Origin of the sequence: Comamonas odontotermitis, assembly GCF_020080045.1 — a bacterium.
GTDB classification, from domain to species: domain Bacteria; phylum Pseudomonadota; class Gammaproteobacteria; order Burkholderiales; family Burkholderiaceae_C; genus Comamonas; species Comamonas odontotermitis.
In genome coordinates this window covers 3,157,010-3,179,787 of record NZ_CP083451.1, presented here as the reverse complement: position 1 = coordinate 3,179,787, position 22,778 = coordinate 3,157,010, and the positions used below count along the sequence as shown (strand labels likewise).

The window sequence follows — 22,778 nt, the reverse complement described above, 5'->3', positions numbered from 1 at the left end:
GTGATGTCTCCAGGCACTGCGTGTCCATTTCAATGGCATGATTTTCCTATCGCTACCTTGCCGCCTTGGCAATGCACCGGGCAGATGGACAAGAGCATACTGTTTGGAATGGTATGGTGGTTTGTTGTGAAACATGCGCCATGTGAGCGAAGGGTTCGGTCACAGTCCCATCCGCGGCAAAGGCGCAGCGCAGCTGCTGTCTGAACCAGTCCCCAAAATGCCTGATGCCAAATATGCAATGGACGGTTGAGCTGTTCACTGCTGGGGCGAGGCGCGCCCCCGTATCAGCCCCGCGGCGAAGCGGTGACTTTGTCGAGAAACTGCGGGGCCTGTGACGGCTCGGTGATTTCTATCCACTGGAGATGGGAGAATTCGCCGTGGTCGCGCAAAGCAGCGAATTTCGACTGGTTTTTCTCGTAGGTGGACAGAGCCCAGAGAAGAATCGAGTCTTTGGAAAAGAATGCCATGCGCAGCGATTCCCGGTTTCCGTGTGACAGCTGCTTGCGAGTGAGACCACGGCCGAGGGTGCGCCAGAGCAGGCGGGAGAAAACCGTGAAGCGTCCGTAGTTGAGCCAGACCACATGTGTTGCGCGTGACCAGAGCACGTCCCGAACAGCGCTGTAATTCCCATCTGCGACCCAGCATGCGCCTTGAGTCGCTTCAGTGACCGAACGCCTGAATTGATCCAGGGGCACGGGTTGCCAGCCTGGCCCCCAGTACAGCGAATCCAACTCGATGAAAGGAGACCGCGTTTGGGCTGCCAGTTTCATCGCCAAGGTGGATTTGCCTGCCCCGCTGGTGCCGACTACTAGATAGCGCATCTCATTCCTGTATTTGCATGGCTTCCCATTGTGCTCACGAGAGAAGAGGTGACGGAAGGCCGACACTTCTCGACCATACCAGCAAGTTCATCACTTCTGTAGACACGCATGACGGGCCAGCACATCAGTGCAAGCTCAGTTCACTACCTGCCAACTGCGGAGACACGAGTGAGAGACCGGCGATGGTCCGCATGTTGCCAGCGCTACACTCGCAGACATGAACCTGCTGATTCGACCTGAAAGGCCCACAGACCCAGCGGCCATTGAGTCCGTTACCGTGGCCGCATTTCTTCATGCGCCCCATACCGACCACAACGAACAGTGCATTGTTGCGGCCCTTCGAGCTGCACAGGCACTTAGCATCTCTCTTGTTGCTGAGGTGGATGCAGCCGTGGTCGGGCATGTCGCTGTTTCACCAGTTTCCATTGCCGGTGATTCGGTGGGCTGGTTCGGCCTGGGGCCGGTATCGGTCGTTCCTGCCCTGCAAGGCAAAGGCATCGGGTCGAAGCTGGTACGCCAGGCGCTGGGCATGCTCAAGGAGCAAGGGGCATCGGGCTGCGTGGTGCTGGGAGACCCCTTGTACTACACGCGATTCGGCTTCAGAAATGAGGCGGGTCTGGTCTTGCCGGGCGTCCCGCCTGAATACTTCATGGCAATATCGTTTGGGCCGACAGTGCCTGCCGGAGTCGTTTCCTACCATTCTGCATTTACGGCAACGCATTGATGGAATGCGCCTGGGGCCTTCTGGGCCTTCAAGGCGTTTAAGGCGTTCAGGGCCACAGCACCTGCTTTTGCCAGTTGCCTTCCTTTTCCGTATTGGCATAGCGAAGCCGTTGATGCGATCTGTCCGTGGTGCCCTGCCAGAACTCCGGCATGGTGCGCATGACGGCGAACAGACGCCATCCCGGCTCGGTATGCTTGGGATGGTTGCCGAGAAATGTCCGGGCTCCAACTGGCGGCAGGCGCGTGACCTGCTGCGGAGCGACACTCTTGACGAATTGGCATTCATTGTCGAATGAGCAAAGGCTCATGATGCAGGTCAAGAAAGCCGCGTTTTCCATCTCCATGTCAAAGATGGCAAGAAGCAACGACTGGCAAAGAGCGGTTGTGAAAGCATGCCCATGTATTGGGGGGCCAAGGCCACACGCCTTCTTGCACGCGTGGTGCAGATGTGGTGGACAAGGAACATAAATAAGGCGCGATCTGCAGGGAAAACCCGAGCAAGTCGCATGAGCAACCATTTCTACAATTTGCAAACCAAAAACCGGGCTTCAGCTGTGGCACGATTGCAGCTGCAACTTTTTACAATCAATCGGAGATACAGATGGATCGTCGTTCCCTTATCAAGAATGCTGGCATCGCTGGCGTGTTGGCCGCTGGTGTGGCCCCCGCTGTGCATGCCCAGGCGGCGGTGCGCTGGCGTCTGGCTTCCAGCTTCCCCAAGTCGCTGGATACCATTTTCGGTAGCGCCGAGAAGCTGTCGCAGACCGTCAAGGCGCTGTCGGGCGGCAAGTTTGAAATCTCCGTTCACCCCGCTGGCGAGTTGATGCCTGCTTTCGGTGTGGTCGACGCACTGCAGTCCGACACCATCGACATGGCAGAAACCGCTGCCTACTACTTCACCGGCAAGGATCCGATCTTCGCCTTCAGCTGTGCCGTGCCCTTTGGCCTGACCACCTTGCAGATGAATGCCTGGAAGGACCATGGCAATGGCCGCAAGCTGCTCGATGCCTTCTTCGAGAAATACAACTTCAAGACGGCATCCGCTGGCAACACCACCACCCAGATGGGCGGCTGGTACCGCAAGGAAATCAAGACCGTTGCCGACCTCAAGGGCCTCAAGATGCGTCTGGGTGGCGGCGTGTTCGGTGAAGCCATGGCCAAGCTGGGCGTGGTGGCGCAAAACATGCCTGCAGGCGATGTGTACCAGGCTCTGGAAAAGGGCACCCTGGATGCCGTGGAGTTCGTCGGCCCCTACGACGATGAAAAGCTGGGCTTCAACAAAGTGGCTCCGTTCTACTACTACCCCGGCTGGTGGGAAGGCTCCGCAGACCTGGAATTCTTCATCAACATCAAGAAGTACAACGCGCTGTCGCCCGAGAACAAGGCGATCCTCGATGCAGCTACCCGTGTGGCAGCTGCCGACATGACCAGCAAGTACCAGGTCCTCAACCCCATCGCGCTCAAGAAGCTGGTGGCCAACAAGACCCAGCTCAAGCCTTTCCCCAAGGAGCTGATGGACGCAGGCTTCAAGGCTTCGATGGAAGTGTTTGCCGAGCACGAAGCCAAGTCGCCCGAGTTCAAGAAGATCCACCAGGACATGCGTGCCTTCCAGCGCGACCAGATCCTGTGGAACCGTTTCTCCGAGTACCCATTCAACCAGTACATGGCGTCGGTCAAGATCTAAAGCGATTCCCTCTGCAGCGCTCGGCGCTGCGGGATGGAGCACCCAAGCCGCAGCGCAAGCTGCGTTTTTTTTCATTGCGGCGATCAGGGTCGCTCAGGCCCCTGCAGCACCCGGTTCAAAACACTCACTGGTATCCATGCGTACGTTGCGCAGCCTGGCGGTCTTGAGGTGAGAGGCATACAGCGGCTCGGCAAAGTAGCTGACAAGGAAGGAACGGCGCCGCGCGCCCGATGGATTGATGCAGGCGCCATGCACCAGATCGGCGTCGAATACCAGAATATCGCCTGCGTGGCCGCTCAGCTGCAATGAGCGCGATTCATCGAGAAAGTCGAATGGCGCTTCCTGAGGCCGTGCCCGGTGGCTGCCCGGCACGATGCGCGTGGCTCCATTGTGCGGCCCATAGTCGTCGAGAAAAATGAGCACGCTGATGTTGTCGCCCGGCCGCTGCGAGGACAGATCGCGGTGCAGTTGCTGGTGGCCTCCGCCCTGGCGTGGTTCTCGCCCCTCGACCTGGGCCAGGAAAAAGCGCTCGCCAATCAAGGCCCCCACCACTGCCAGCAGGGCGGGCAACCGGCACACTGCTTGCACCTGTGGCAGGAGGTCGACCATGGCGTGGTTCCAGCTCGATGCGCGGGGCACCGGCCACAGCGCAGACTCGGCAATGTTACTGTCGAAGCTGGCGCACAGATCCGGCAGCCAGTCCTGGGGGACTGCCTGGCTCAGCAGGGCAAAGCCGTTGCTGTGGAGTTGCTCTTGCTCACTAGTGGAAAGCGGTGAATGGCGGGCAGCGGTCATGGGGCAGTGCAGGGATGAAAAGGACTCTTGTGGGGTGGGTGAAAGCCGTCAACGGCTTTGAAAGCACCCATAAAAAAGCCCCGGCATGTGCCAGGGCGGGAAGGTGCAGGCCAGCTTACTTGCTTGCAGGTGCAGCGCTGGAGGCTGCGTCCTGCAAGAGCTTGGCGGGATCGTCCGAGCCGTAGCTGCCGTCAGCAGCAGGTGCGGCAGGAGCGATGGCTCCCGGAGCAGCGACCCCAGGCGCTGGAGGCTCGCCGTTGATGCTGGGCGCGTCCGAACCATAGCCGCCATCGCCGCCAGGGGCTGCAAACGGGTTCTCTGCCCCGTAGCCAGCACCGGCGTCGTTCAACTGCTCCATCATTTCTGCGTTGACCTTGTTCATGTCCACGGCCACTGGTTTGTCGACAGCGCCCGTCACGATGCCGGGGAACGCGATCAGAACGCCCACCATCACCAGCTGGATCAGCACAAAGGGAACGGCTCCCTTGTAGATCTGCATGGTGGTCACCGGCTCGATCACCTTGTGCGTCACACGGTCCACATACTGCTTGTCAGGTGCCACCGAACGCAGGAAGAACAGTGCAAAACCGAATGGTGGGTGCATGAACGAGGTCTGCATGTTGACGGCCAGCAGCACGCCGAACCAGATCAGGTCGATGCCCATTTTTTCGGCCACGGGACCAAGCAGCGGCACCACGATGAACGACAACTCGAAGTAGTCCAGGAAGAAGGCCAGGAAGAAGATCATGATGTTGACCACGATCAAGAACCCAGTCTGACCGCCGGGAAGGCTGGTCAGCAGATGTTCCACCCACTTGGGGCCGTCGGCCGCCTGGAAGACCAGACTGAAGGTGGTAGCGCCAATCATGATGAACATCACGAAGCTGGCCAGCTTGGTGGTGGAGCCCAGCGCCTGCTTGAGCAGGGTCATGTTCAGACGCTTGCGGGCAAAACCCATGATGAGGGCTGCCATCGCACCCATGGCACCGCCTTCGGTAGGCGTTGCGATGCCCAGGAAAATGGTGCCCAGCACCAGGAAGATGAGCAGCAGCGGGGGAATCAGCACAAAGGTCACGCGCTCTGCAAGCTTGGACAGCAGGCCCAGTTTGAAGATGCGGTTGAACGATGCCAGCACGAAGGCGATGAAGGTGCCGCCGCACATGGCGGTAACGATCTTTTCGTCAGTGGCGACTTCGGTGATTTCCTTGCCTTGCCACCAGGTGTGGATGTCGGCCATGTGGCTGGCCAGGAAGAGGGCCACCACGGTCGAAATACCCATCACGACAATCAGCGAGGTATAGCCTGCGTTGCCATTGGCTTCACGGTAGATGCGTGCCTCGACGGGCAGGGCTGGCACCATCTTGGGCTTGAAGATGGCCAGGAACATGACCCAGACCACGTACAGCCCCATCAGCATGAAGCCTGGGATGAAGGCGCCCTTGTACATGTCTCCCACGCTCTTGCCCAACTGGTCTGCCATCAGAATCAGCACCAGCGAGGGCGGAATGATCTGCGCCAGGGTGCCGGATGCTGCAATCACGCCCGAAGCCAGGCGCCGGTCATAGCCGTAGCGCAGCATGATGGGCAGCGAGATCAGGCCCATTGAGATCACCGATGCAGCAACCACGCCGGTGGTGGCTGCCAGCAGGGCGCCCACAAAGATCACCGCCAGCGCCAGACCGCCGCGGATGGGGCCAAACACCTGGCCCACGGTATCCAGCAGGTCTTCGGCCATGCCGGAGCGCTCCAGGATCAGGCCCATCAGGGTAAAGAACGGCACGGCCAGCAAGGTGTCGTTGGCCATGATGCCGATCAGGCGCTGGGGCAGCCAGGCCATGACGGACGACGGAAAGACGCCCATTTCGATGCCGATGAAGCCGAAGGTGAGGCCCGCAGCCCCCAGGCTGAACGCAACCGGAAAGCCCAGCAGCAGGAAGACGATGAGCCCCGCGAACATGATCGGGGCGTAGTTGGTAGCGATAAATTCCATGTGTTTTTCTCCCGCTACCGTCAGGCTTTGTGGGTGCTGGCTTGCGCTGCCAGGGCCTCGGCCTGCTTGCGCTCGGCTTCGGCACGCAATGCTTCGGCCAGTTCTTCTTCGGCGCTCTTGTCGCTGAGCTTGCCCATCGGATCGGGGCCGTCGCCTGTCAGGAAGGCAACGCGCTTGATCAGCTCCGAGATGCCCTGCAGCAGCAGCAGGGTGATGCCTACAGGGATTGCGGCCCAGACCGGCCAGCGGATCAGACCGCCTGGGTTACCCGAGATCTCGCCTGACTGGTACATCTGGATCACGACGGGCATGGACAGCCACAGGATCGTGACGCACAGCGGGGTCAGGAAGAAGGCGAAGCCGATGATGTCGATCCATACCTGGGCCTTCTTGGACAGGCGCGAGTTGACCACATCGATGCGCACGTGTTCGCGGTGCAGCAGGGTGTAACCGGCCGCGATCAGAAAAGACCAGGCAAACAAATACCATTGCACTTCCAAAAAGGCATTCGAGCTGGTGTCGAATGCCTTTCGAACAATGGCGTTGGCGGCGCTGATGAAGGTGGCGGCAAAAATCAGCCAGATGGAATATTTGCCGACAAAGGCGTTCAGCCTGTCGATAGCCCTGGATAGGGCAAGTAAAGCCTGCATGGTGTCTCCAATGGTTGGCTAGTCCCGTGTCGTGCGCTGGTCTGCCGGTAAGCGGGCGTACGCATCGTCAAAAAGCATCGATTTTACGAATAGCTACGCTTCCTCAGGAATAAGTTTGAACCCGTGAAAGTGTTGAATGTTGCGTTCACAAGGAAAATAGCTGGTCTAAATGACGAAATCTAGGGTAAATACTAGGCTGGTGCTGATACTGCTTGCCTGAATTGCTATGGATTTTGCGTTCTCTCAAACATCTGGGCATGCGGCTGCTGATGGCGCGAGAGATCGATGTTGCGTGGTGCTACAGCGCTTGCCGGGCGTTCTGGTTACAATCGCGCTCGAATTCCGTGCTTTGTATGTCTGGGCCCGATTGCGTGCGTGGTCTGACCTTGGCGGCGGATCGGATCTATTTTTTCTTGTTCATAGTTAATGCACCACCGGTGTTTGGAGTTTCACAGTGAGTTCCTCGCAAAACAATGACAGTGATGAGCGCTTTGCCCTGGGCCTGGTTTTCGCCCTGATCACCCTGGTGGTGTTGAGTGTGTTGTGGTTTGGTGCATACAAGGGCATTCATGGTGCCAAGGCGGCCAAGGGTGGCGTGGTCGCCGCCAAGCTGCAACCGGGCGCTTCGGGCGCCGTGCTGGGCGGCACTGCTTCAGCAGGATCTGCAGCAGCCACTGGCGCGGGTGACGCTGCTGCTCAGGCGGGTGCTGCTGCCGGTGCCTCGGCATCTGCGGCCAGCGGCGCTGCGGCCCAGGCCGGTGCTGCTGCAGACGACGCAGCCCGCGTGCTGATCGAAAACGGCATCGTCAAGTTCTACTTTGCCACCGCCAAGGCCGATCTGGCTCCTGGCGCCAACGAGGCGCTGGTGGATGTGGTCGCTGGCGTGAAGGCGGGCCAACGCGCTGTGATCTCGGGCTATACCGATTCCACGGGCGACGCTGAAAAGAACGCCGAATTGGCCAAGCAGCGCGCCTTTGCCGTGCGCGATGCGCTGGTGGCCCTGGGCGTGGCGGAAGACAAGCTGGACCTGAAGAAGCCCGAAGCGGTGGAAAACGCGGGCAACAACGCCGAAGCACGCCGTGTGGAAGTGGTGCTCGCCAAATAAGCCAGCATCTGCTGCAAACAGCCCGGCTGCATGCCGGGCTTTTTTACGTCTGTTGCTTCTGATTTAATAGCTGCTAGCGCTTGGTATGCAAGCGCTGGAAGCGGCTCTTGTCGATATTCAGCTCAGCGGAGCACCGCTACGCTTTTGAGTTGCGCATGCACCGCCATGCCAGGTGCAATCTGCAGCACCCTTGCCGAACGCGCAGACACCAGTGCCAGCAGATAGGTACCTGCATCGCCAGGCTCCAGACGCAGTTGCACCAGCACCTGCCCGGGGCCGCTGGCCTGCACGGCCGTCACCGTGGCTGGAAGGCTGTTGAGGATGCTGCTGCCGGTGTGTGGTGCCAGCGACAGGCTGACATCGCGCGCCAGGATGCGCAGGCGAACCTGTTCTGCTGGTTGGTAATGGGCATCGGGTTCGGTCCAATGCAACTGGTGGGCTGCCTGCGCGCCGATCTGCATGGACCACAGATGGTCTTGCGCGTCATGGGCGCAGACCCGGCCTTCCACGATGCTGGCCTGCTGCTCGCCGGGCAGGCTGCGCGTCAGAGGCGCATCCATCCGGGTCAGTACGTCGGCCACATCGCCTTGCGCCACGACACGGCCCGCCTGCATCAACAGCATGCGATCGGCCAGGCGGCTGACTTCGTCGATGGAGTGGCTGACATAGAGAATGGGCAATGCCAGCCGCTCACTCAGTTTGTCCAGGTAAGGCAGCACCTCGGCCTTGCGCTCGGCGTCCAGTGCGGACAGCGGTTCATCCATCAGCAACACGCGCGGGCTGGTGGCCAGCGCACGGGCGATGGCCACGCGCTGGCGCTCGCCGCCCGAGAGCGTTGCGGGCTTGCGTGGCAGGAGGGGCGCAATGCCCAGCAGATCGATGATCTGCTCCAGCGCAACGTTTTGGCGTGCTGGCGGCGCGCGGCGCAGGCCATAGCGGATGTTGCCTTCTGCCGTGAGGTGCGGAAAGAGGCTCGCTTCCTGAAACACGTAGCCCAGCGCGCGCCGGTGGGTGGGCAGCCAGTGGCGCGTGGCATCGTCCTGCCAGACGTGGCCGTTGACGGAGACCGCGCCGCGCGCACGCTCCAGCCCTGCCATGCTGCGCAACAGGCTGGTCTTGCCACAGCCCGAAGGCCCGAACAAGGCTGTCACGCCCTGGCCGGGCAGTTGCAGATCCACGTCGAGCATGAAATCGCTGCGCTGCAACTGCAGGCGCGCGGTGATGCCTTGGGCGTGGGTGTTTGGGTTCATAACGGCGTGGCGTTGCGGTGGTCGCGCGGTTGCAGCCACTGCAGTGCCACCAGCACCACAAAGGCAAAGGCCACCATGCCGCCAGCCAGCCAATGGGCACGGGCGTATTCCATGGCTTCCACATGGTCGTAGATCTGTACGGACACCACGCGCGTCACGCCTTCAATATTGCCGCCCAGCATCAGCACGATGCCGAATTCGCCCACGGTGTGGGCAAAGCTCAGCACCGCTGCGGTGATGAAGCCGGGCAATGCCAGCGGCAGTGCCACGGTAAAGAACGTGTCGATACGGCTGGCGCCCAGGGTGGCGGCCACTTCCAGCGGGCGGTTGCCAATTGATTCAAACGCACGCTGCAGCGGTTGCACGGCAAACGGCAGCGAGTACACGAGCGAGCCCACCACGAGGCCGGCAAATGTGAAGGGCAGGCGCCCCAGCCCGAGCGACTGTGTCAGATGACCAATCGGCCCATTCGGGCCCATGGTGACCAGCAGGTAAAACCCGATCACGGTGGGTGGCAGCACCAGCGGCAGCGCCACCACCGCTCCAATCGGCCCGCGCCAGCGCGAACGGGTGTGCGCAAGCCACCACGCCAGCGGCGTGGTCAGCACCAGCAGCAATAGGGTGGTCGTACTGGCCAGCTCCAGCGTCAGCCGGATGGCGGCCCAGTCTTCGGGGCGGAGGAGGGCGGAGGTCAATGGCGTGCGGGCGGCAGTGCGCTATATAAAAGGAAGCGGCATGCGCATATGGTGGGCGGTTCTTTATGCTTCTTCAAGCGGAAAACCCCGTATGGCAATTGCAGGCTGCTATGAAAACATATGCGCTGCAAGGGCGGGTAGACGGTGCGTCCGCAGCCAATGTGCCCAGGTGGACCATTGGCGCACCGGGCCCACCGCCTGGTAGCAGCCACGAGCCGCGTTCTGGCTGCAGGCCGTCAGTTTGGGAAACACGTTCTCAGAAAGCGTAGCCGTAGCTCTTGATGACTGCGCGCGCCTTGTCGCCCTTCAGGTATTCCATCAATGCCTTGGCTGCGGGATTGTCCTTGGCGCTGTTGAGCACAATCGCGTCCTGGCGGATCGGCTCGTGCATGGCTTCAGGGACGATCCAGGCGGAGCCTTCGCGCAACTGACCGCCCTCCATCACCTGGGACAGCGCTACAAAGCCCAACTGGGCATTGCCGCTGGCGGCAAACTGGTAGGTTTGGCCAATGTTCTCGCCCTGCACGACCCTGGGCTGTACCTGCGCGGTGAGGCCCAGCTTGTCGAGTGTCTGCATGGCTGCCAGTCCATAGGGAGCCAGCTTGGGGTTGGCAATGGCGATGTGCTGGTAGTCACCGGTTTTGAGCACCTGACCCTTGTCGTCCACGTAATTGGCCTGTTTGCTCCACAACACCAGTTGGCCAATGGCGTAGGTGAAGCGGCTGGCGTCCACCGCCTTGCCTTCCTTGGCAAGCTTTTCTGGCGTGGTGTCGTCGGCAGCCAGCAGAATGCCGAATGGAGCGCCATTGTTGATCTGTGCGTAGAACTTGCCCGTTGCACCGAATGACAAGGTCGCCTTGTGGCCCGTGTCCTTTTCAAACTGGGCGGCAATCTTCTGCATGGGCGCAGTGAAGTTGGCGGCGACGGCCACGGCGACCTCGTCTGCCTGCGCGTGTGCGCAGAAGACGGCTGACAGTACCAGGGCGATAGAGGTTGGGCGCAGGCAATTCATGGGTGTCCAAAGGTTACGCTATTCTTAATAGGAATAACGAGTGTAATCTGATTTGTTGCAGGTGCCAAATATCTGCGGCTTCATGCGAAGATGCGTGCCATGATCCGTAAAGCATCCCTTACCGCCGCGCTGGCAGAGCAGCGCTCCGACCGCCGCATCGAGGTGCTGCGCCGCATACAGGCGAGTGGCTCCATTTCGGAAGCTGCGCGCCAGGTCGGAATCAGTTACAAGGCGGCCTGGCAGGCGCTCGATACCCTGTCCAATCTGGCCGGGGTGGAGTTGGTGCAGCGCAGCGTCGGCGGCCGGGGCGGCGGCGGCGCGGTGCTGACGCCGGATGCTCTCTTGTTGCTGGAGGCGGCCGATGCCATGGGGCAGGCGCGCGAACAGCTGCAGGCGCAGTTGCAGCAGGCGCAGTTGCAGCAGGCGCAAAGCCACGCCAAGGGAGATGCTCCGCGTGCAGGCATCTCCGTGGCCACCACCTTGGCGCGACTGCAGGTGGTGACCAGCATGCGCAACCAGTGGCCCTGCGTCGTGCAAAGCCTCCATGCCGACGGGCCGCTGGTGGTTGTGCAGATGCATGGCGCGGAGGCGGGTGCGCAGCAGTTCGAGGTGCGATCACACATCACGAATGAAAGCGCACAGTTGCTGGGCCTGAGGCCCGGCCTGCCCGTGCTGGCCATGTGCAAGGCAACCGCAGTGACGGTGGTGCCGGCAGGCGAGGCGGGGCAGCCAGCTGCCAATCATTGGCAGGGCACAGCCACCCGCGCAACCCGGGGCGGATCGGTGCAGGAAGTCGCCGTGCGGCTGGCTGCGGGCGTGCAACTGGTCGGTTTCAGCCAGCAGGCTGCCGGGTTACGCGCGCGTGCCCGGGTGCAGGTCGTGGTGGAGCCATCTGCCGTTGTGATTGCGCTCAGCGGGGAGTGAACCAAACCCGGGCAGAGGGAGGCAGACATGGCCTCGCGCTTTGCAGGCATGTGCCAGGATGGAAGGGCCACTGCACAGTTCAGCCACCGTCTTGCCCGCCCAGACGCTGGGGTGGCGGCTCGGTGCCAACAGGGGCGGGCGCATACCGTGCCAGCTTGCAGGATGAAAAAAAGCCACCCTGAGGTGGCTTGGATGTTCAGCGGGCGCGTCTCCGGATTCGAACCAGGGCGAACAAGGCCAGCGCGGAGGACAGGCCCATGAGTGCCCACTGGTCCAGGGTGGGTACGGCGGTCGGGCTGGGCGCTGGCGTGGTCGTGCAGGTCACAACGACGTTGGTCACATCCGAATTGTTCATCGGGCCGGATTGGGCCTGCGTTACCGAGCAGGTCTGTGTGGCAGGCTGACTGGGGATGGTCACCGCATAGCTGTCCGATCCCAACAGCGATTGGGGGAAGTTGAAGGGGCCACTGGCCGTAATTTGTACCTGGTCCCCATTGCTGTTAATCAAGGTCAATGTATTGCCGCTATCCAGCCCGACGACGGTGCCGCTGACATGATAGGGATTGGCTGTCCACCCTGCATAGAGCGTGATGTTCTGAGTCACAGGCGTGGCAAAGTCATAGGGCTGGGTGAGGCCTGCGTCCTGGAACCAGCCGGTAAAGCTGTATCCGGGCCTGGTGGGGGCGGATGGATCGGTGGCCAGATCATCGGGGTAGACGGATTGTGGGGCCACGGCTGAGCCGCCATTGCTGACAAAATCCACGGTGAGCAAGCACGACTGCCCCATGTCTTCGAGCTTGATGTTCGTGACAACAGGGGATGCGCCAGTCATTCCTGCTTCGTACAGACGCATGGAGAGCGATCCGCTTTTGGCACACACCGTGGCGGAAATGGAGCGCGAAACATTGTCATCCGGAATATCCAGTCTGGCAGTCGCCGGGCCAAAATCCAGGCCCAGTGCTGTAGCGCCGGGAGAATCGTCATGCCAGGCATCTGCCGACACGCGATACACCTGGCCGACGGTCAAACCAGTCAGGTTGCGACGCATCTCGCCCTTGGGACGGGGTGTAACCATGACACTGTCAAAAAAGGCCTCGTTCAACCAGGCAGCCTTCGATGCCCCGCCGGGGAATACGGTAGCTCCATAGGGGGTGACCAGATAGGACGCACCATCAAACTCCCAGGTACCGCCGCATGCGGGTTGCCCATATTGCGTTGCCGGTGTGGCATAGGGATAGAACATGCTCACGAAGCCAATACCCGTTGTCACCGGCGAAGCATAGTTCTGCCCCAGGGCGCAGGTCTGCAACTGGTCCAGGAAAATCTGGGTCTGTGCCTTGGCGGGCTGAATGAGCCCGATGAGTCCAAGGAGCGCAAACAACCAGGTGCAAAGGAACTGACGGAAAAAAGGTGACCGTGGGAGCATGCGTCTTGACCTCAATGGCTTCTCGAAATAGCGCTCATGGCGCTGCATATGTCATCCTGGAACAGGATACCGGATGAGCTCGGATGATAGCGGGACTCGATGAAGTTGTCTCAATTTGTTTCGTCGACGCTGGTGGTGATACAACAATTTCTCACCGAATGCTGAATACGCCGAGCTGACCGCTTCGTGCCCAGGCAACTGCCAAGAAAAAGCCACCCGAAGGTCAATGCCAGTCAGATAAGCCCAAGCGAAGCTGAAGGCGGGTAAAAAGGGAACGTGTAAACCACGTTCCCTTTTTGCTTTGAGCCTGCTGCAAACCACCCTGAACGAGACATTGGAGGCACTGCCTGCCAATGGGATAGCCCAGTTGAGCGCACTGATCGACCCGGACTGGATCGAACAAGCCCTGCAGGCCACGGGCAGGGCTTCGATACGGCGCCGTAAGCTGCCGGCCCAACATGCCGTGTGGCTGGTGATTGGTCTGGCCTTGTTCCGTCAGATGCCGCTGTGGCAAGTCGTGCAAGAGATGGCGCTGACCTTGGACGGGCAGGAGTTGCCCGTGCCCAGCGCCAGCGTGCAGGCGCGCCAGAGATTGGGGCCCGAGCCACTGGCGCATCTGTTTGAGTTGCTCACCCAGGCCTGGGGGCGAGCCCACCCGGTGCACGAGCAAACTTTGCGAGTGCTGGCGGTCGATGGCGTGGTCTGGTCGGCTCCGGAGAGCGTGGACAACAGGCAGGTACTGGGCAGTGGCCAGACCCAGTACGGGCCTCAGCCCTGGCCCATGGTGCGCGCCGTATGCCTGCTGGACACCGACAGTCATGAACTGCTGGATGCCCAATTGGGGGACTATGGCTGTGGTGAGCTGACGCTGGCGAGCGGTCTGCGCGGTCTGGATCACTCAATCACCTTGTTCGACCGGGCCTATTTCAGCGCCTCCTTCCTGCTGACCTGGAGCCAAGCGGGCGAGCAACGCCATTGGCTCATGCGTGCCAAGGACAACCTGCGCTATGAGGTGGCACAGACCTTAGGCGAAGGTGACTGGCTGATCCGCATGCCCGTGTCGCCGCGTGCCAGGAAGCTGCACACAGAACTGCCCAGTCATTGGCAGGCCCGGCTGATCGAGGTCAGCGCTGGCGGCAAGATCAGGCGCATCATCACCTCGATGCTCGATCTTCAGCGGTTTGCCGCAGCGTCACTGGCGCAGTTGTACCGCCAGCGCTGGGAGATCGAACTGGGGTTTCGGGAGATAAAGCAATCACTGCAACAAGGTCAAGCCGTGTTGCGCAGCAAGCAGCCCGAACTGGTCAGGCAGGAGATCTGGGGTATCTTGATTGCCCACACACTGCTGCGCCGATGGATGCGCCTGATGGCCCAGCACGCGGGTGTCGAGCCGACCCGCATCAGCTTCCATACAGCGCGCCATGCTATTGTGGGGACGATCAACGCGGTGCACCTGGCGCGCACCGGCACTTTGCCTGCGCTTTTGCAGCAGCTGTTGAAGCAAGCCCGCTACTTCGTGCTCCCGCCTCGCCGTAGCGGGCGATCATTCCCGCGAGAGGTCAAGCGCTCTCGCAGCAAGTTCCCCACAAAGAAAATGCCAGTCAGCACTTAACTGACTGGCATTAACCCGAAGGTGGCTTTGCATCAGCTCTGGCGTCTGCGTAACTGCATCGCGCCCATTGCCACCAGAACCAGTGACAGGGCCGTCACGCCCCATTCCTTGAGGGTGGGGACAGGTGCAGGGGTAGGCGGCGCCGTGCTGGTGAGCTTGTTCACGAATGCCGCGACATTGCCGCTGCCCGATGTCACCAGTGTCACGGCAGGGGGCAGGTCTGCGCTCCAGGCATAGCCCGCAGGAGCCGCTGGCAGTGCTGCGTCTTCACTGATCGTGCAGCTTGCGCCTTGTGGAACATTGGTGATGGCAATGGCACCGGTGCTAGCGCCGCTGAGGGTGACGGCCGTCTGGTACGTGCCATCTGCACCGCAGTTGGCCGTGAATTTGAAGACCCCCGAAACGCCGGTGGCGGGGCCGCCGCTCACAGTCTTGTTGACCGTGATGTCGCTGTTGGCGCGCGCGAGGGTATTGGTCAGCGTGACGCTGGCGGCAGCAGGCGGCGCAACGAGGCTGGCCGTTGCGCTGGGCAGGGGATTCTCCACCCAGATGTAGTTGGCGGGCGCCGTGGAGCGGGAGGTTTCGGTGACTGTGCACGAGCCGCTGGATATGACCGGCGTGGTTGCAACAGTTCCTTGGGTGGCGGAGCTCAGTACGATCGACGTATTGATGGGGGGCAGCACAACGCCATCGGTGCCAGTACAGGCCACGGTGACGGGAAAGCTCGCACCAGTCAGATCAACCGGTGGCACATTGGCAGGCCAGACCACCAGCTTGGAGAGATTCAACAGGCCAGCGTGGCAGGTCAGGGGCGCGGTGGCAGGTGTATTGACCTGGCCGGTGGGCGAGACGAAATCCGTGCCTGGGGTGATGGTGTTGGTCACGGATGGGGTGTTCACACAGGCCTGGCGACCGGCATCGGTATTGGGCCAGACCACGGGCACCGTGACAGAGCAGCCACCCGAAGGAATGCCAAAACCGGTCAGGCTCACTGCGCTGGAGCCCTGCGCAGCGGCCAGCGTGCCGCCGGTGCAGGTATTGGAGACTGCACCTGAGCCAATCTGCAGGGGGGCGGGCAGGTTGTCGGTGAGGTTGACACCGGAGATGGCCACGGGCGTGCCGTTGGAGATCTGGATGGTCAATGTAGCGGTATTGTCCGTGCCGCCCAGATAGATATCGGCCTTGTCGAAAGACTTGGCCACCTTGGGCAGGCCGCAAGCGCCGTTTTCTGAGGTGGCGGCGTTGATGAATGCAGGCCCTACCTTGCCTTGATTGGCTACCCAGCCAGGGCCAATGAATGGAGAAGCATCCACCACGGCAAAGACGCATGCCCCATTGCCCCTGTTTGACTGTGCGGTTGGTACTAGCAGCCCATACACGCTATTCACAGCTGTTGAACCAGCAGGGGGAAAGCTCGCTGGTGGCGTGCCAGTCGCCAGGTAAAGGGCATTGCTGGCGGGCACATTGTTGATATAGGTGATATCACCACCAACAAAAGGATTCAGGCCCGTGAAAGAGGATGCAAAAGGTGAGTTGGTATTCAATGGAAACGAGGCAAATCCTGATGACCCGCCGCCCAGTGCAAACGAAGTTGCTGCACCACCGTTCAGCGCCGCGACCATCTTGGCTGCATTCCCGCCATTGATTGCCTCGCAGCATCCGTCCACGAAAAAGACAATGGAGTTTGCCCATCGGTTTGCCACGGCGTTTTGGAGGACCGTCCAATTGCTGTTGTCGATAAGGCTGTATGCACTGGCAATCAAGACGATGTCGTAGGGACCAGATCCCCCCGTGAAGGTGCTCTGCGAGATGGCATTGGCATTACTGAGGACGCTCATACGAGTGATATTCGATGCGCCCACAACTGCTGCGAATTCAGCTTGCAGGTTATCGAAGGCTCCTATGGCATCTGCCCGCTCTGCATTGGGCGCAGCGATATTGGTGGTCAGCATCAACACCTTTTGGGCAAATGCCATTTGTGAGCCGCCCCAGAGCAGCACGGCTGTGAGGATGAGCCCCACAAAGCGTATAGAAGTTCGCATATCTTCCTTGAAACCGATTTCACTCGCAAAGCCACGCAGCCACAGGTGCCGGGAAGCCATGTTTGTGAGCTTGACTTGACTGTGTCTGGATGTAGCAAGCATCTCCCTGTGAATGCCTGCCACACGACGCGGAGGAGATTTGATGCTCTAGAATTAGAAAAAAGCTATCAAATTCATCATATCAGTCTAAATTAAATATTAGAAATCGTCTATATATCAGCTAGATAGCCAAAGTGAAGCCTTATGTTTGCTCACAATAGTTCACGGTTCCGCTTTTCAGAAGGGGCCAGATTGGCTGCGTGGCAACTGGCAGGGCGCTTTCGGAGTGGGGGTGCCGGTATTCTGGCGAGCGGGTGGCGCCGTACTTTGCCCGGAGAGCGTCACCAAAAACCCAGTGCTGCGCTGGACTTGAGGATTTTTTCGTGGCCGGGGAGTCCATCTATTCAAAAGGCCCGCGCCTTCTCGGAAATCGAGATGAGATGGAATGCGTGGACGGATGGCGGAGGGCCAGAGATGGAGTTCTGCATTTGCTGCATACCGGTCAACGGCATGCATCGGTGGCCGATCACGCGTCGTTGTTCAGAAATTCCGATTCCAGACTGTGGGCGAATGATGCATTGCCGCTGATTGTCAAGCTCAGCTGCGCTGCTTCGCAAAGCGCTGCATCCGGTGCCACCAGACTGCGCTGCTGCACGTCCCAGTGCACGGCCAGTGCGTGGCCTGCCTTGCTTTGCAGCTGCAAGTCCAGATCCCAAGGGTGGCCGTGCTCCAGCGAGCCGGGCTGTCCGAATTGCGCGGAACACCACCCCAGCACCTGCTCGACCTCGGCCTGGAGCGCAGGCCAGCGCTCGGCGGTGGCGTAGGCCATGGCATCGAAGGTGGTGATTCCTTCGCCATCATCGCTGGTTTCAAAGTCCAGGTAGTTGAGCATATTCGAGGTCGTCGCAGATTGATCAACGATTTTATGCTATGTTTTCAGGAGTTTATCGTTTCAGAACAGGTAAGCAAAAACATGGCATTGCAATGGACGGCGTTGGAGTTTTCATACCCAGGATCGGGGCCGATATTGGCGGGTTGGCAATGGCAGGCCGAGCCCGGGCTGGTGCAACTGGTGGATGGTTACAGCGTGGGCAAGACCACCGCCTTGCAACTGCTGGCAGGCCAATTGGCTGCCCGTGGTGGTGGCGTGCTGGTGGATGGCCGGACGCCGGCTCAGCTACAGGCCGCGCATGCGCTGTTCTGGCACGAACCACGCAGGCCGGACACCATGCCGCCCGATACCACGACACTCGCGCAGTGGACCGATGCCCTGCGGGCCCATTTTCCGTATTGGGACGATGTGGCGCTCGCCGAGCTGCAGCAGGGCTTTGATCTGGTACAGCACTGGCACAAGCCGCTTTTGGCGTTATCGACTGGGAGCCTGCGCAAGGCGGTAATGGCACTGGGCCTGGCAAGCGGCGCCCAACTGGTGCTGCTGGACGAGCCGCTGTCCGGACTGGACAAGCCTGCGCTGGCCTTTGTGCCGCAGGCATTGCAGCTTGCTGCGCAGCGCTTTGCGCAGAGCGGGCGCTACCTGGTGGTGGCGCACTACGAGCCATTGCTCGGTGCGGGGGCTGCCGTACAGGTACTGGAACTGCCGTGTTAAGCGATTTTTAAGCTTTTTAGGCCTCTGGCGCTTGTCTGGTGAGCGCCAGTTGCTATCAATTTTTGTAAAATTTGGTGCCTTGCACGTTTCCCGCTGCCCAGTGGCAGGAGGGCACTGGATAATCCGTAAAACCGATTTTTAGAGGACGATTGTGGACACCTTGTTATTGATCAAAGCAGCCATCATGGGCGTGGTGGAGGGGCTGACGGAGTTTTTGCCGATCTCGTCTACCGGCCATTTGATCCTGGCGGGCAGCCTGCTGGGCTTTGACGATGCCAAGGCCAAGGTGTTTGACATTGCCATCCAGACCGGCGCGATTTTCGCGGTGATCCTGGTGTACTGGCAAAAGATCCGTTCGACCCTGGTGGCCTTGCCATCGAGCCGCCAGGCACAGAAATTTGCGCTCAATGTCCTCATCGGCTTTCTGCCTGCCGTGGTGCTGGGCCTGCTGTTTGGCAAGTACATCAAGGCGCATCTGTTCACGCCCACGGTGGTTGCAACGACCTTCATCCTGGGGGGCTTCATCATCCTGTGGGCAGAAAAGCGCCAGGTGGGCCATGTGCGCGTGCAGTCGGTCGATGAGATGACGCCGCTGGACGCCCTGAAGGTCGGCCTGGTGCAGTGTCTGGCCATGGTGCCCGGTACCAGCCGCAGCGGCTCCACCATCATCGGCGGCATGTTGATGGGCCTGTCGCGCCAGGCGGCGACGGACTTTTCGTTCTTTCTCGCCATTCCCACCCTGATCGGCGCTGGCGTGTACAGCCTGTACAAGGAGCGTGCGTTGCTGTCGATGGCTGATATTCCGCTGTTTGCCGTCGGCCTAATCTTTTCGTTCATCAGCGCCTGGCTGTGCGTGCGCTGGCTGCTGCGCTATATCGCCAGCAACAGCTTTGTGCCATTTGCCTGGTACCGCATTGTGTTCGGCATCATCGTGCTGGTGACGGCCGCTACGGGCGTGGTCACTTGGGCAGACAACTGACGCAGCGTCCCCGCACATCCCGTTGAACACCAAAGCCCGGCTTGCACAAGCCGGGCTTTTTTTGTTGGTGAAAACGCGGTGGTGATGGATGGGTTGTCAGACAACAATGAACCGCCTTTGCAGAATGCAGCATTCCTGGTGTCGGGGGATACGGGTTTATCAGGGGGATGTCGTATGTCTGTGGCTTTTATAATTGTCCATATTATAAATTAATGTCCATATGGTGGATAAATGCCAGTAGAAACCACAGACCAGACCCCCTTGATGCCCTACCAGTACCCGAATCCTCCGGATGCCTTGCCCGAGATCGTGGTGGAAAGTGCCATTCCTACCGATGAGCGCCTGTGGGTGCCGCAGGCCGAGAATGTGTGGTTTCGCCCGCTGTGTCTCAATGCCAGCCAGGGCTACTGGATGAATCTGCTGAAGGTGCGCAAATCGGGCGTGTTGAGCCGCCACCGCCATCCGCAGGCGGTGCACGGCTTTGTGCTCAAGGGTAAATGGAAGTACCTGGAACATGACTGGTGGGCCAAGGAGGGCAGCTATGTGTTCGAACCACCGGGAGAAACCCACACCCTGTACGTGCCCGAAGACTGCGAGGAGATGATCACCTACTTCCAGGTCAATGGCGTGATGTACTACACCGACCCCTGGGGCAAGGGCATGGGCTTTGAGGACGTGTTCACCAAGATCGACATGTGCCGCAAGCACTTTGAAGCCGTGGGCCTGGGCGCCGACTACGTCAACCAGTTCATCCGCTAGGCCATGGACTGCAGCTACGATTTTTCCGGCCGTGTGGCCGTCGTGACAGGGGGCGGCAGCGGCATCGGTGCCTGCGTGGTGCAGGCGCTGCAAGCCGCCCATGCGCAGGTGGCGGTCTGGGATCTGCAGTCCGGCGCAGGCCGTGTAGGGGGCGAGGGTGGCGAGCCACTGCGATGCGCTGCTGACGTGACCGACCCGGCCAGCATCCAGGCTGCGCTGGCGCAGACCCTGGCGCGGTATGGCCGGGTGGACATTCTGGTGCACAGCGCGGGCATGACCGGCCCGACCATGGCGCTCGATGCGTTTGACGATGCGGTGTGGAAAAGCGTGATCGACGTCAATCTGATCGGAACCTACAACGTCTGCAAGGCCGTGGTGCCCGTCATGCGCAGCCAGGGGTATGGCCGCGTGGTGCACATCGCATCGCTTGCGGGCAAGGAAGGCACGCCCAATGCGTCGGCCTACAGCGCGGCAAAGGCGGGTGTGCTGGCGCTGACCAAATCACTGGGCAAGGAACTGGCGGGCACGGGCGTACTGGTCAATGCGCTGGCGCCTGCTGCAGTGCGCACCCCGATCCTGGAGCAGATGTCGCGTGAGCATGTGGCCACCATGGTGGCCAAGAGCCCGATGGGGCGCCTGGGCGAGCCGCAGGAGATTGCCGCGCAGGTGCTGTGGCTGGCATCGGATGCCTGCAGCTTCAGCACCGGGGCGGTTTTTGATGCATCAGGTGGCCGTGCGACCTATTGAAACAGCACGACAAAGTACAACCAGAGGAGACCGTATGAACTTGAACCCAACGCGCCGTGGCGCGCTCCGGCTTGCTGCGGCAGGTGCCGGTGCCGTGTTGATGGCCCTGAGCGGCGCAGCGCCGGCGGCAGATTTTCCCACGCGCCAGATCGAGCTGATCGTGCCTTTCCAGCCCGGTGGCGGCACCGACGGCGTGGCCCGCGCCTTTGGCGAGGCGGCGCGCAAGCACATTCCGCAGAGCATTGTGGTGCTGAACAAGCCCGGTGCCAGCGGCGCGATTGGCTGGACGGACATGATCAACGCCAAGCCTGACGGCTACAAGCTGGCCGTGGTGACGGTGGAGTTGGTGACCTTGAAGCCCATGGGCCTGGCCAAGTTCTCGTACGACGACGTGACGCCGATCATCCAGTTCAATGCCGACCCGGCCGCCATCACCGTGCGGGCCGATGCGCCCTGGAACACGATCGAAGAGTTTCTTGCCGCATCCAAGAAGGAGCCCGGCAAGATGGGCGTGGGCAACGCCGGCAATGGCTCCATCTGGCACTTTGCCGCAACGGCGCTGGGCGACAAGACGGGCATCAAGTTCAATCACATTCCTTTCCAGGGCGCGGGCCCTGCGGTGCTGGCGCTGATGGGCGGGCATGTGGATGCCGTGGCCGTGAGCCCGGCCGAAGTGGCGCAGCAGTTGCAGGCGGGCAAGCTCAAGATGCTGACGGTGATGGCTGACCAGCGTGTGAAGAACTTTGACAAGGTGCCAACCCTGAAGGAAAAGGGCATCGACTTGAGCATTGGTACCTGGCGCGGCATTGCAGGCCCCAAGAACATGTCGCCCGAGGTGGTGAACTACCTCAAGACTGCCGCCAAGAAGACGATTGACGAGCCTGCCTTCCAGGAAGTGCTGTCCAAGCAGAACCTGGGCTTTGTCTACCGTGACGGCGCGGCATTCCGCGACCAGATGATGAAGGACGCGACGTATTTCGCCGACCTCATCAAGCTGCTGGACATGAAGAACTGATCAGGACACTGAATCAAACGATCACTCCGTTGGTTTTGGCGAAGGCACGGCCTCCCGGTTCTTTTGGGCAGGCCTTCGCTTGTGCCATGGCGTGCACCACGAAGCTGGCGAGTAGCAGAAGCAGCAAGTAGCAGAAGTAGCAAGTGATGAGTACAACGTATCAGCAAGACCTGTTTGCAGGCAAAACCGCTTTGGTGGCAGGCGCCACACAGGGCATCGGCGCGGTGATCGCCAACCAGCTGGCCACCATGGGCGCGCGCGTGGTGGCGCTGGGGCTGGGGCAGGGCGACGGCACCCTGTCGCCCGCTGTGGAAATGCGCGAGGCCGATGTGACAAAGCAGGACGATCTGGACCGCGTGCTGGCGGATCTGCCCACGCTCGATATCGTGTTCAACTGCGCGGGCATCATCAAGCGCGGAGAAGAGCACGATGTCGAGGTTTTCCAGCGCGTGCTGGAAGTGAACCTGACCGGCACCATGCGTGTGTGCGCTGCGGTGCGTGGCAAGCTCAAGGCCACGCGCGGCTGCATCGTCAACACCGCATCGATGCTGACCTTCTTTGGTGGGGGCCTGGTGCCGGGATATGCGGCCAGCAAGGGTGGTATCGGGCAGCTCACCAAGTCGCTTGCGATTGCCTATGCGGCCGATGGCATCCGCGTCAACGCCATTGCACCAGGGTGGATTGCCACGCCGCTCACCCAGGCGCTGCAGGATGATCCGGCGCGCGCAGGGCCCATCCTCGCGCGCACGCCACTGGGCCGCTGGGGCACCCCACAGGATGTGGCGCAGGCAGCCGTGTTTCTGTGCACGCCCGCAGCCAGCTTCATGACGGGGGTGATCCTGCCGGTCGATGGCGGCTACATGGTCAGCTAGTTGGCGGCGTTTCGGCACGGCTTGCGCTGCTG

At 60.8% G+C, this 22,778-nt stretch carries 23 protein-coding genes; 12 read left to right on the top strand and 11 right to left on the bottom strand.

Annotated features, from left to right (window positions below):
* Nucleotides 1-284 precede the first annotated feature (284 nt).
* A complete protein-coding gene (locus LAD35_RS14640; protein WP_224149748.1) occupies nt 285-821 on the bottom strand; it encodes a P-loop NTPase family protein in 537 nt (178 codons plus the stop codon).
* 217 nt (nt 822-1,038) lie between these two features.
* On the opposite strand from LAD35_RS14640, the gene LAD35_RS14635 reads away from it, so the two are divergent.
* The gene (locus tag LAD35_RS14635; protein WP_224149747.1) at nt 1,039-1,545 is read left to right on the top strand and encodes a GNAT family N-acetyltransferase; all 507 of its coding nucleotides are present in this window, start codon (nt 1,039-1,041) and stop codon (nt 1,543-1,545) included.
* Nucleotides 1,546-1,591: 46 nt separating this feature from the next.
* On the opposite strand, the gene LAD35_RS14630 is transcribed toward LAD35_RS14635, so the two are convergent.
* Nucleotides 1,592-1,888, bottom strand: a complete 297-nt coding sequence (locus tag LAD35_RS14630) for a pyridoxine 5'-phosphate oxidase C-terminal domain-containing protein (RefSeq protein ID WP_224149746.1) — start codon at nt 1,886-1,888, stop codon at nt 1,592-1,594.
* A 257-nt stretch (nt 1,889-2,145) separates the two neighbouring features.
* Here LAD35_RS14630 and LAD35_RS14625 point away from each other — a divergent pair, with 257 nt between their 5' ends.
* Nucleotides 2,146-3,228 (top strand): TRAP transporter substrate-binding protein, encoded by a 1,083-nt coding sequence (locus LAD35_RS14625; RefSeq protein WP_224149745.1) that lies wholly within the window; start codon nt 2,146-2,148, stop codon nt 3,226-3,228.
* A 93-nt stretch (nt 3,229-3,321) separates the two neighbouring features.
* On the opposite strand, the gene LAD35_RS14620 is transcribed toward LAD35_RS14625, so the two are convergent.
* From LAD35_RS14620 to LAD35_RS14610, 3 genes are all read right to left on the bottom strand, one after another.
* Nucleotides 3,322-4,023 (bottom strand): phytanoyl-CoA dioxygenase family protein, encoded by a 702-nt coding sequence (locus LAD35_RS14620; RefSeq protein ID WP_224149744.1) that lies wholly within the window; start codon nt 4,021-4,023, stop codon nt 3,322-3,324.
* 115 nt (nt 4,024-4,138) lie between these two features.
* Nucleotides 4,139-6,013 (bottom strand): TRAP transporter large permease, encoded by a 1,875-nt coding sequence (locus LAD35_RS14615; protein ID WP_224149743.1) that lies wholly within the window; start codon nt 6,011-6,013, stop codon nt 4,139-4,141.
* A gap of 20 nt (nt 6,014-6,033) precedes the next feature.
* Nucleotides 6,034-6,663: a TRAP transporter small permease subunit gene (locus LAD35_RS14610; protein ID WP_224149742.1), complete on the bottom strand. Its 630-nt coding sequence runs from the start codon at nt 6,661-6,663 to the stop codon at nt 6,034-6,036.
* Between the two features lie 454 nt (nt 6,664-7,117).
* On the opposite strand from LAD35_RS14610, the gene LAD35_RS14605 reads away from it, so the two are divergent.
* On the top strand, nt 7,118-7,768 hold the full coding sequence (locus LAD35_RS14605; protein ID WP_224149741.1) for an OmpA family protein: 651 nt from the start codon (nt 7,118-7,120) through the stop codon (nt 7,766-7,768).
* Between the two features lie 122 nt (nt 7,769-7,890).
* Here the strand turns inward: LAD35_RS14605 and modC are convergent, their stop codons facing one another.
* The 3 genes from modC to modA all read right to left on the bottom strand — a co-directional run bounded on the left by modC (nt 7,891) and on the right by modA (nt 10,725).
* Nucleotides 7,891-9,018: a molybdenum ABC transporter ATP-binding protein gene (modC, locus tag LAD35_RS14600; protein ID WP_224149740.1), complete on the bottom strand. Its 1,128-nt coding sequence runs from the start codon at nt 9,016-9,018 to the stop codon at nt 7,891-7,893.
* Nucleotides 9,015-9,713, bottom strand: coding sequence for a molybdate ABC transporter permease subunit (modB, locus tag LAD35_RS14595; protein ID WP_224149739.1), 699 nt, complete (start codon nt 9,711-9,713; stop codon nt 9,015-9,017). The genes modC and modB overlap by 4 nt, the downstream gene beginning before the upstream one ends.
* A gap of 256 nt (nt 9,714-9,969) precedes the next feature.
* Nucleotides 9,970-10,725, bottom strand: a complete 756-nt coding sequence (modA, locus tag LAD35_RS14590) for a molybdate ABC transporter substrate-binding protein (protein WP_224149738.1) — start codon at nt 10,723-10,725, stop codon at nt 9,970-9,972.
* 99 nt (nt 10,726-10,824) lie between these two features.
* Between modA and LAD35_RS14585 the strand changes: the two genes are divergently transcribed.
* A complete protein-coding gene (locus LAD35_RS14585) occupies nt 10,825-11,649 on the top strand; it encodes a TOBE domain-containing protein (protein ID WP_224149737.1) in 825 nt (274 codons plus the stop codon).
* A gap of 196 nt (nt 11,650-11,845) precedes the next feature.
* Here LAD35_RS14585 and LAD35_RS14580 read toward each other — a convergent pair whose 3' ends face one another.
* Nucleotides 11,846-13,030, bottom strand: coding sequence for an IPTL-CTERM sorting domain-containing protein (locus tag LAD35_RS14580; protein WP_224149736.1), 1,185 nt, complete (start codon nt 13,028-13,030; stop codon nt 11,846-11,848).
* 346 nt (nt 13,031-13,376) lie between these two features.
* Between LAD35_RS14580 and LAD35_RS14575 the strand changes: the two genes are divergently transcribed.
* Nucleotides 13,377-14,687, top strand: a complete 1,311-nt coding sequence (locus tag LAD35_RS14575; RefSeq protein ID WP_224149735.1) for an IS4 family transposase — start codon at nt 13,377-13,379, stop codon at nt 14,685-14,687.
* Between the two features lie 32 nt (nt 14,688-14,719).
* On the opposite strand, the gene LAD35_RS14570 is transcribed toward LAD35_RS14575, so the two are convergent.
* A complete protein-coding gene (locus tag LAD35_RS14570; RefSeq protein WP_224149734.1) occupies nt 14,720-16,000 on the bottom strand; it encodes an IPTL-CTERM sorting domain-containing protein in 1,281 nt (426 codons plus the stop codon).
* A gap of 196 nt (nt 16,001-16,196) precedes the next feature.
* Between LAD35_RS14570 and LAD35_RS14565 the strand changes: the two genes are divergently transcribed.
* Nucleotides 16,197-16,463: a hypothetical protein gene (locus tag LAD35_RS14565; protein ID WP_224149733.1), complete on the top strand. Its 267-nt coding sequence runs from the start codon at nt 16,197-16,199 to the stop codon at nt 16,461-16,463.
* A gap of 831 nt (nt 16,464-17,294) precedes the next feature.
* Here the strand turns inward: LAD35_RS14565 and LAD35_RS14560 are convergent.
* Nucleotides 17,295-17,660, bottom strand: coding sequence for a hypothetical protein (locus tag LAD35_RS14560; protein WP_224149732.1), 366 nt, complete (start codon nt 17,658-17,660; stop codon nt 17,295-17,297).
* A gap of 81 nt (nt 17,661-17,741) precedes the next feature.
* Between LAD35_RS14560 and LAD35_RS14555 the strand changes: the two genes are divergently transcribed.
* The 6 genes from LAD35_RS14555 (at nt 17,742) to LAD35_RS14530 (ending at nt 22,746) form a co-directional block, all read left to right on the top strand.
* Nucleotides 17,742-18,374 carry an ABC transporter ATP-binding protein gene (locus tag LAD35_RS14555; protein ID WP_224149731.1) on the top strand — a complete coding sequence of 211 codons (633 nt, stop codon included), beginning with the start codon at nt 17,742-17,744 and terminating at the stop codon, nt 18,372-18,374.
* Between the two features lie 151 nt (nt 18,375-18,525).
* A complete protein-coding gene (locus LAD35_RS14550) occupies nt 18,526-19,353 on the top strand; it encodes an undecaprenyl-diphosphate phosphatase (protein ID WP_224149730.1) in 828 nt (275 codons plus the stop codon).
* Between the two features lie 231 nt (nt 19,354-19,584).
* Complete coding sequence (locus LAD35_RS14545; RefSeq protein WP_224149729.1) at nt 19,585-20,112, top strand: 2,4'-dihydroxyacetophenone dioxygenase family protein; 528 nt, start codon at nt 19,585-19,587, stop codon at nt 20,110-20,112.
* Between the two features lie 3 nt (nt 20,113-20,115).
* A complete protein-coding gene (locus tag LAD35_RS14540; RefSeq protein ID WP_224149728.1) occupies nt 20,116-20,859 on the top strand; it encodes an SDR family NAD(P)-dependent oxidoreductase in 744 nt (247 codons plus the stop codon).
* A gap of 34 nt (nt 20,860-20,893) precedes the next feature.
* Nucleotides 20,894-21,874 carry a tripartite tricarboxylate transporter substrate binding protein gene (locus LAD35_RS14535; protein ID WP_224149727.1) on the top strand — a complete coding sequence of 327 codons (981 nt, stop codon included), beginning with the start codon at nt 20,894-20,896 and terminating at the stop codon, nt 21,872-21,874.
* A 146-nt stretch (nt 21,875-22,020) separates the two neighbouring features.
* Entirely contained in the window at nt 22,021-22,746 is a 726-nt protein-coding gene (locus LAD35_RS14530; RefSeq protein ID WP_224149726.1) for an SDR family NAD(P)-dependent oxidoreductase, read from the top strand.
* The last annotated feature ends 32 nt before the right edge of the window (nt 22,747-22,778 follow it).

What these genes read in the sequence shown, in the direction of transcription:
- LAD35_RS14640 (WP_224149748.1), bottom strand. Translation starts at nt 821, where the DNA reads ATGCGCTATCTAGTAGTCGGCACCAGCGGGGCAGGCAAATCCACCTTG.
- LAD35_RS14635 (WP_224149747.1), top strand. Translation starts at nt 1,039, where the DNA reads ATGAACCTGCTGATTCGACCTGAAAGGCCCACAGACCCAGCGGCCATT.
- LAD35_RS14630 (WP_224149746.1), bottom strand. Translation starts at nt 1,888, where the DNA reads ATGGAGATGGAAAACGCGGCTTTCTTGACCTGCATCATGAGCCTTTGC.
- LAD35_RS14625 (WP_224149745.1), top strand. Translation starts at nt 2,146, where the DNA reads ATGGATCGTCGTTCCCTTATCAAGAATGCTGGCATCGCTGGCGTGTTG.
- LAD35_RS14620 (WP_224149744.1), bottom strand. Translation starts at nt 4,023, where the DNA reads ATGACCGCTGCCCGCCATTCACCGCTTTCCACTAGTGAGCAAGAGCAA.
- LAD35_RS14615 (WP_224149743.1), bottom strand. Translation starts at nt 6,013, where the DNA reads ATGGAATTTATCGCTACCAACTACGCCCCGATCATGTTCGCGGGGCTC.
- LAD35_RS14610 (WP_224149742.1), bottom strand. Translation starts at nt 6,663, where the DNA reads ATGCAGGCTTTACTTGCCCTATCCAGGGCTATCGACAGGCTGAACGCC.
- modC (WP_224149740.1), bottom strand. Translation starts at nt 9,018, where the DNA reads ATGAACCCAAACACCCACGCCCAAGGCATCACCGCGCGCCTGCAGTTG.
- modA (WP_224149738.1), bottom strand. Translation starts at nt 10,725, where the DNA reads ATGAATTGCCTGCGCCCAACCTCTATCGCCCTGGTACTGTCAGCCGTC.
- LAD35_RS14585 (WP_224149737.1), top strand. Translation starts at nt 10,825, where the DNA reads ATGATCCGTAAAGCATCCCTTACCGCCGCGCTGGCAGAGCAGCGCTCC.
- LAD35_RS14560 (WP_224149732.1), bottom strand. Translation starts at nt 17,660, where the DNA reads ATGCTCAACTACCTGGACTTTGAAACCAGCGATGATGGCGAAGGAATC.
- LAD35_RS14555 (WP_224149731.1), top strand. Translation starts at nt 17,742, where the DNA reads ATGGCATTGCAATGGACGGCGTTGGAGTTTTCATACCCAGGATCGGGG.
- LAD35_RS14545 (WP_224149729.1), top strand. Translation starts at nt 19,585, where the DNA reads ATGCCAGTAGAAACCACAGACCAGACCCCCTTGATGCCCTACCAGTAC.
- LAD35_RS14540 (WP_224149728.1), top strand. Translation starts at nt 20,116, where the DNA reads ATGGACTGCAGCTACGATTTTTCCGGCCGTGTGGCCGTCGTGACAGGG.
- LAD35_RS14535 (WP_224149727.1), top strand. Translation starts at nt 20,894, where the DNA reads ATGAACTTGAACCCAACGCGCCGTGGCGCGCTCCGGCTTGCTGCGGCA.
- LAD35_RS14530 (WP_224149726.1), top strand. Translation starts at nt 22,021, where the DNA reads ATGAGTACAACGTATCAGCAAGACCTGTTTGCAGGCAAAACCGCTTTG.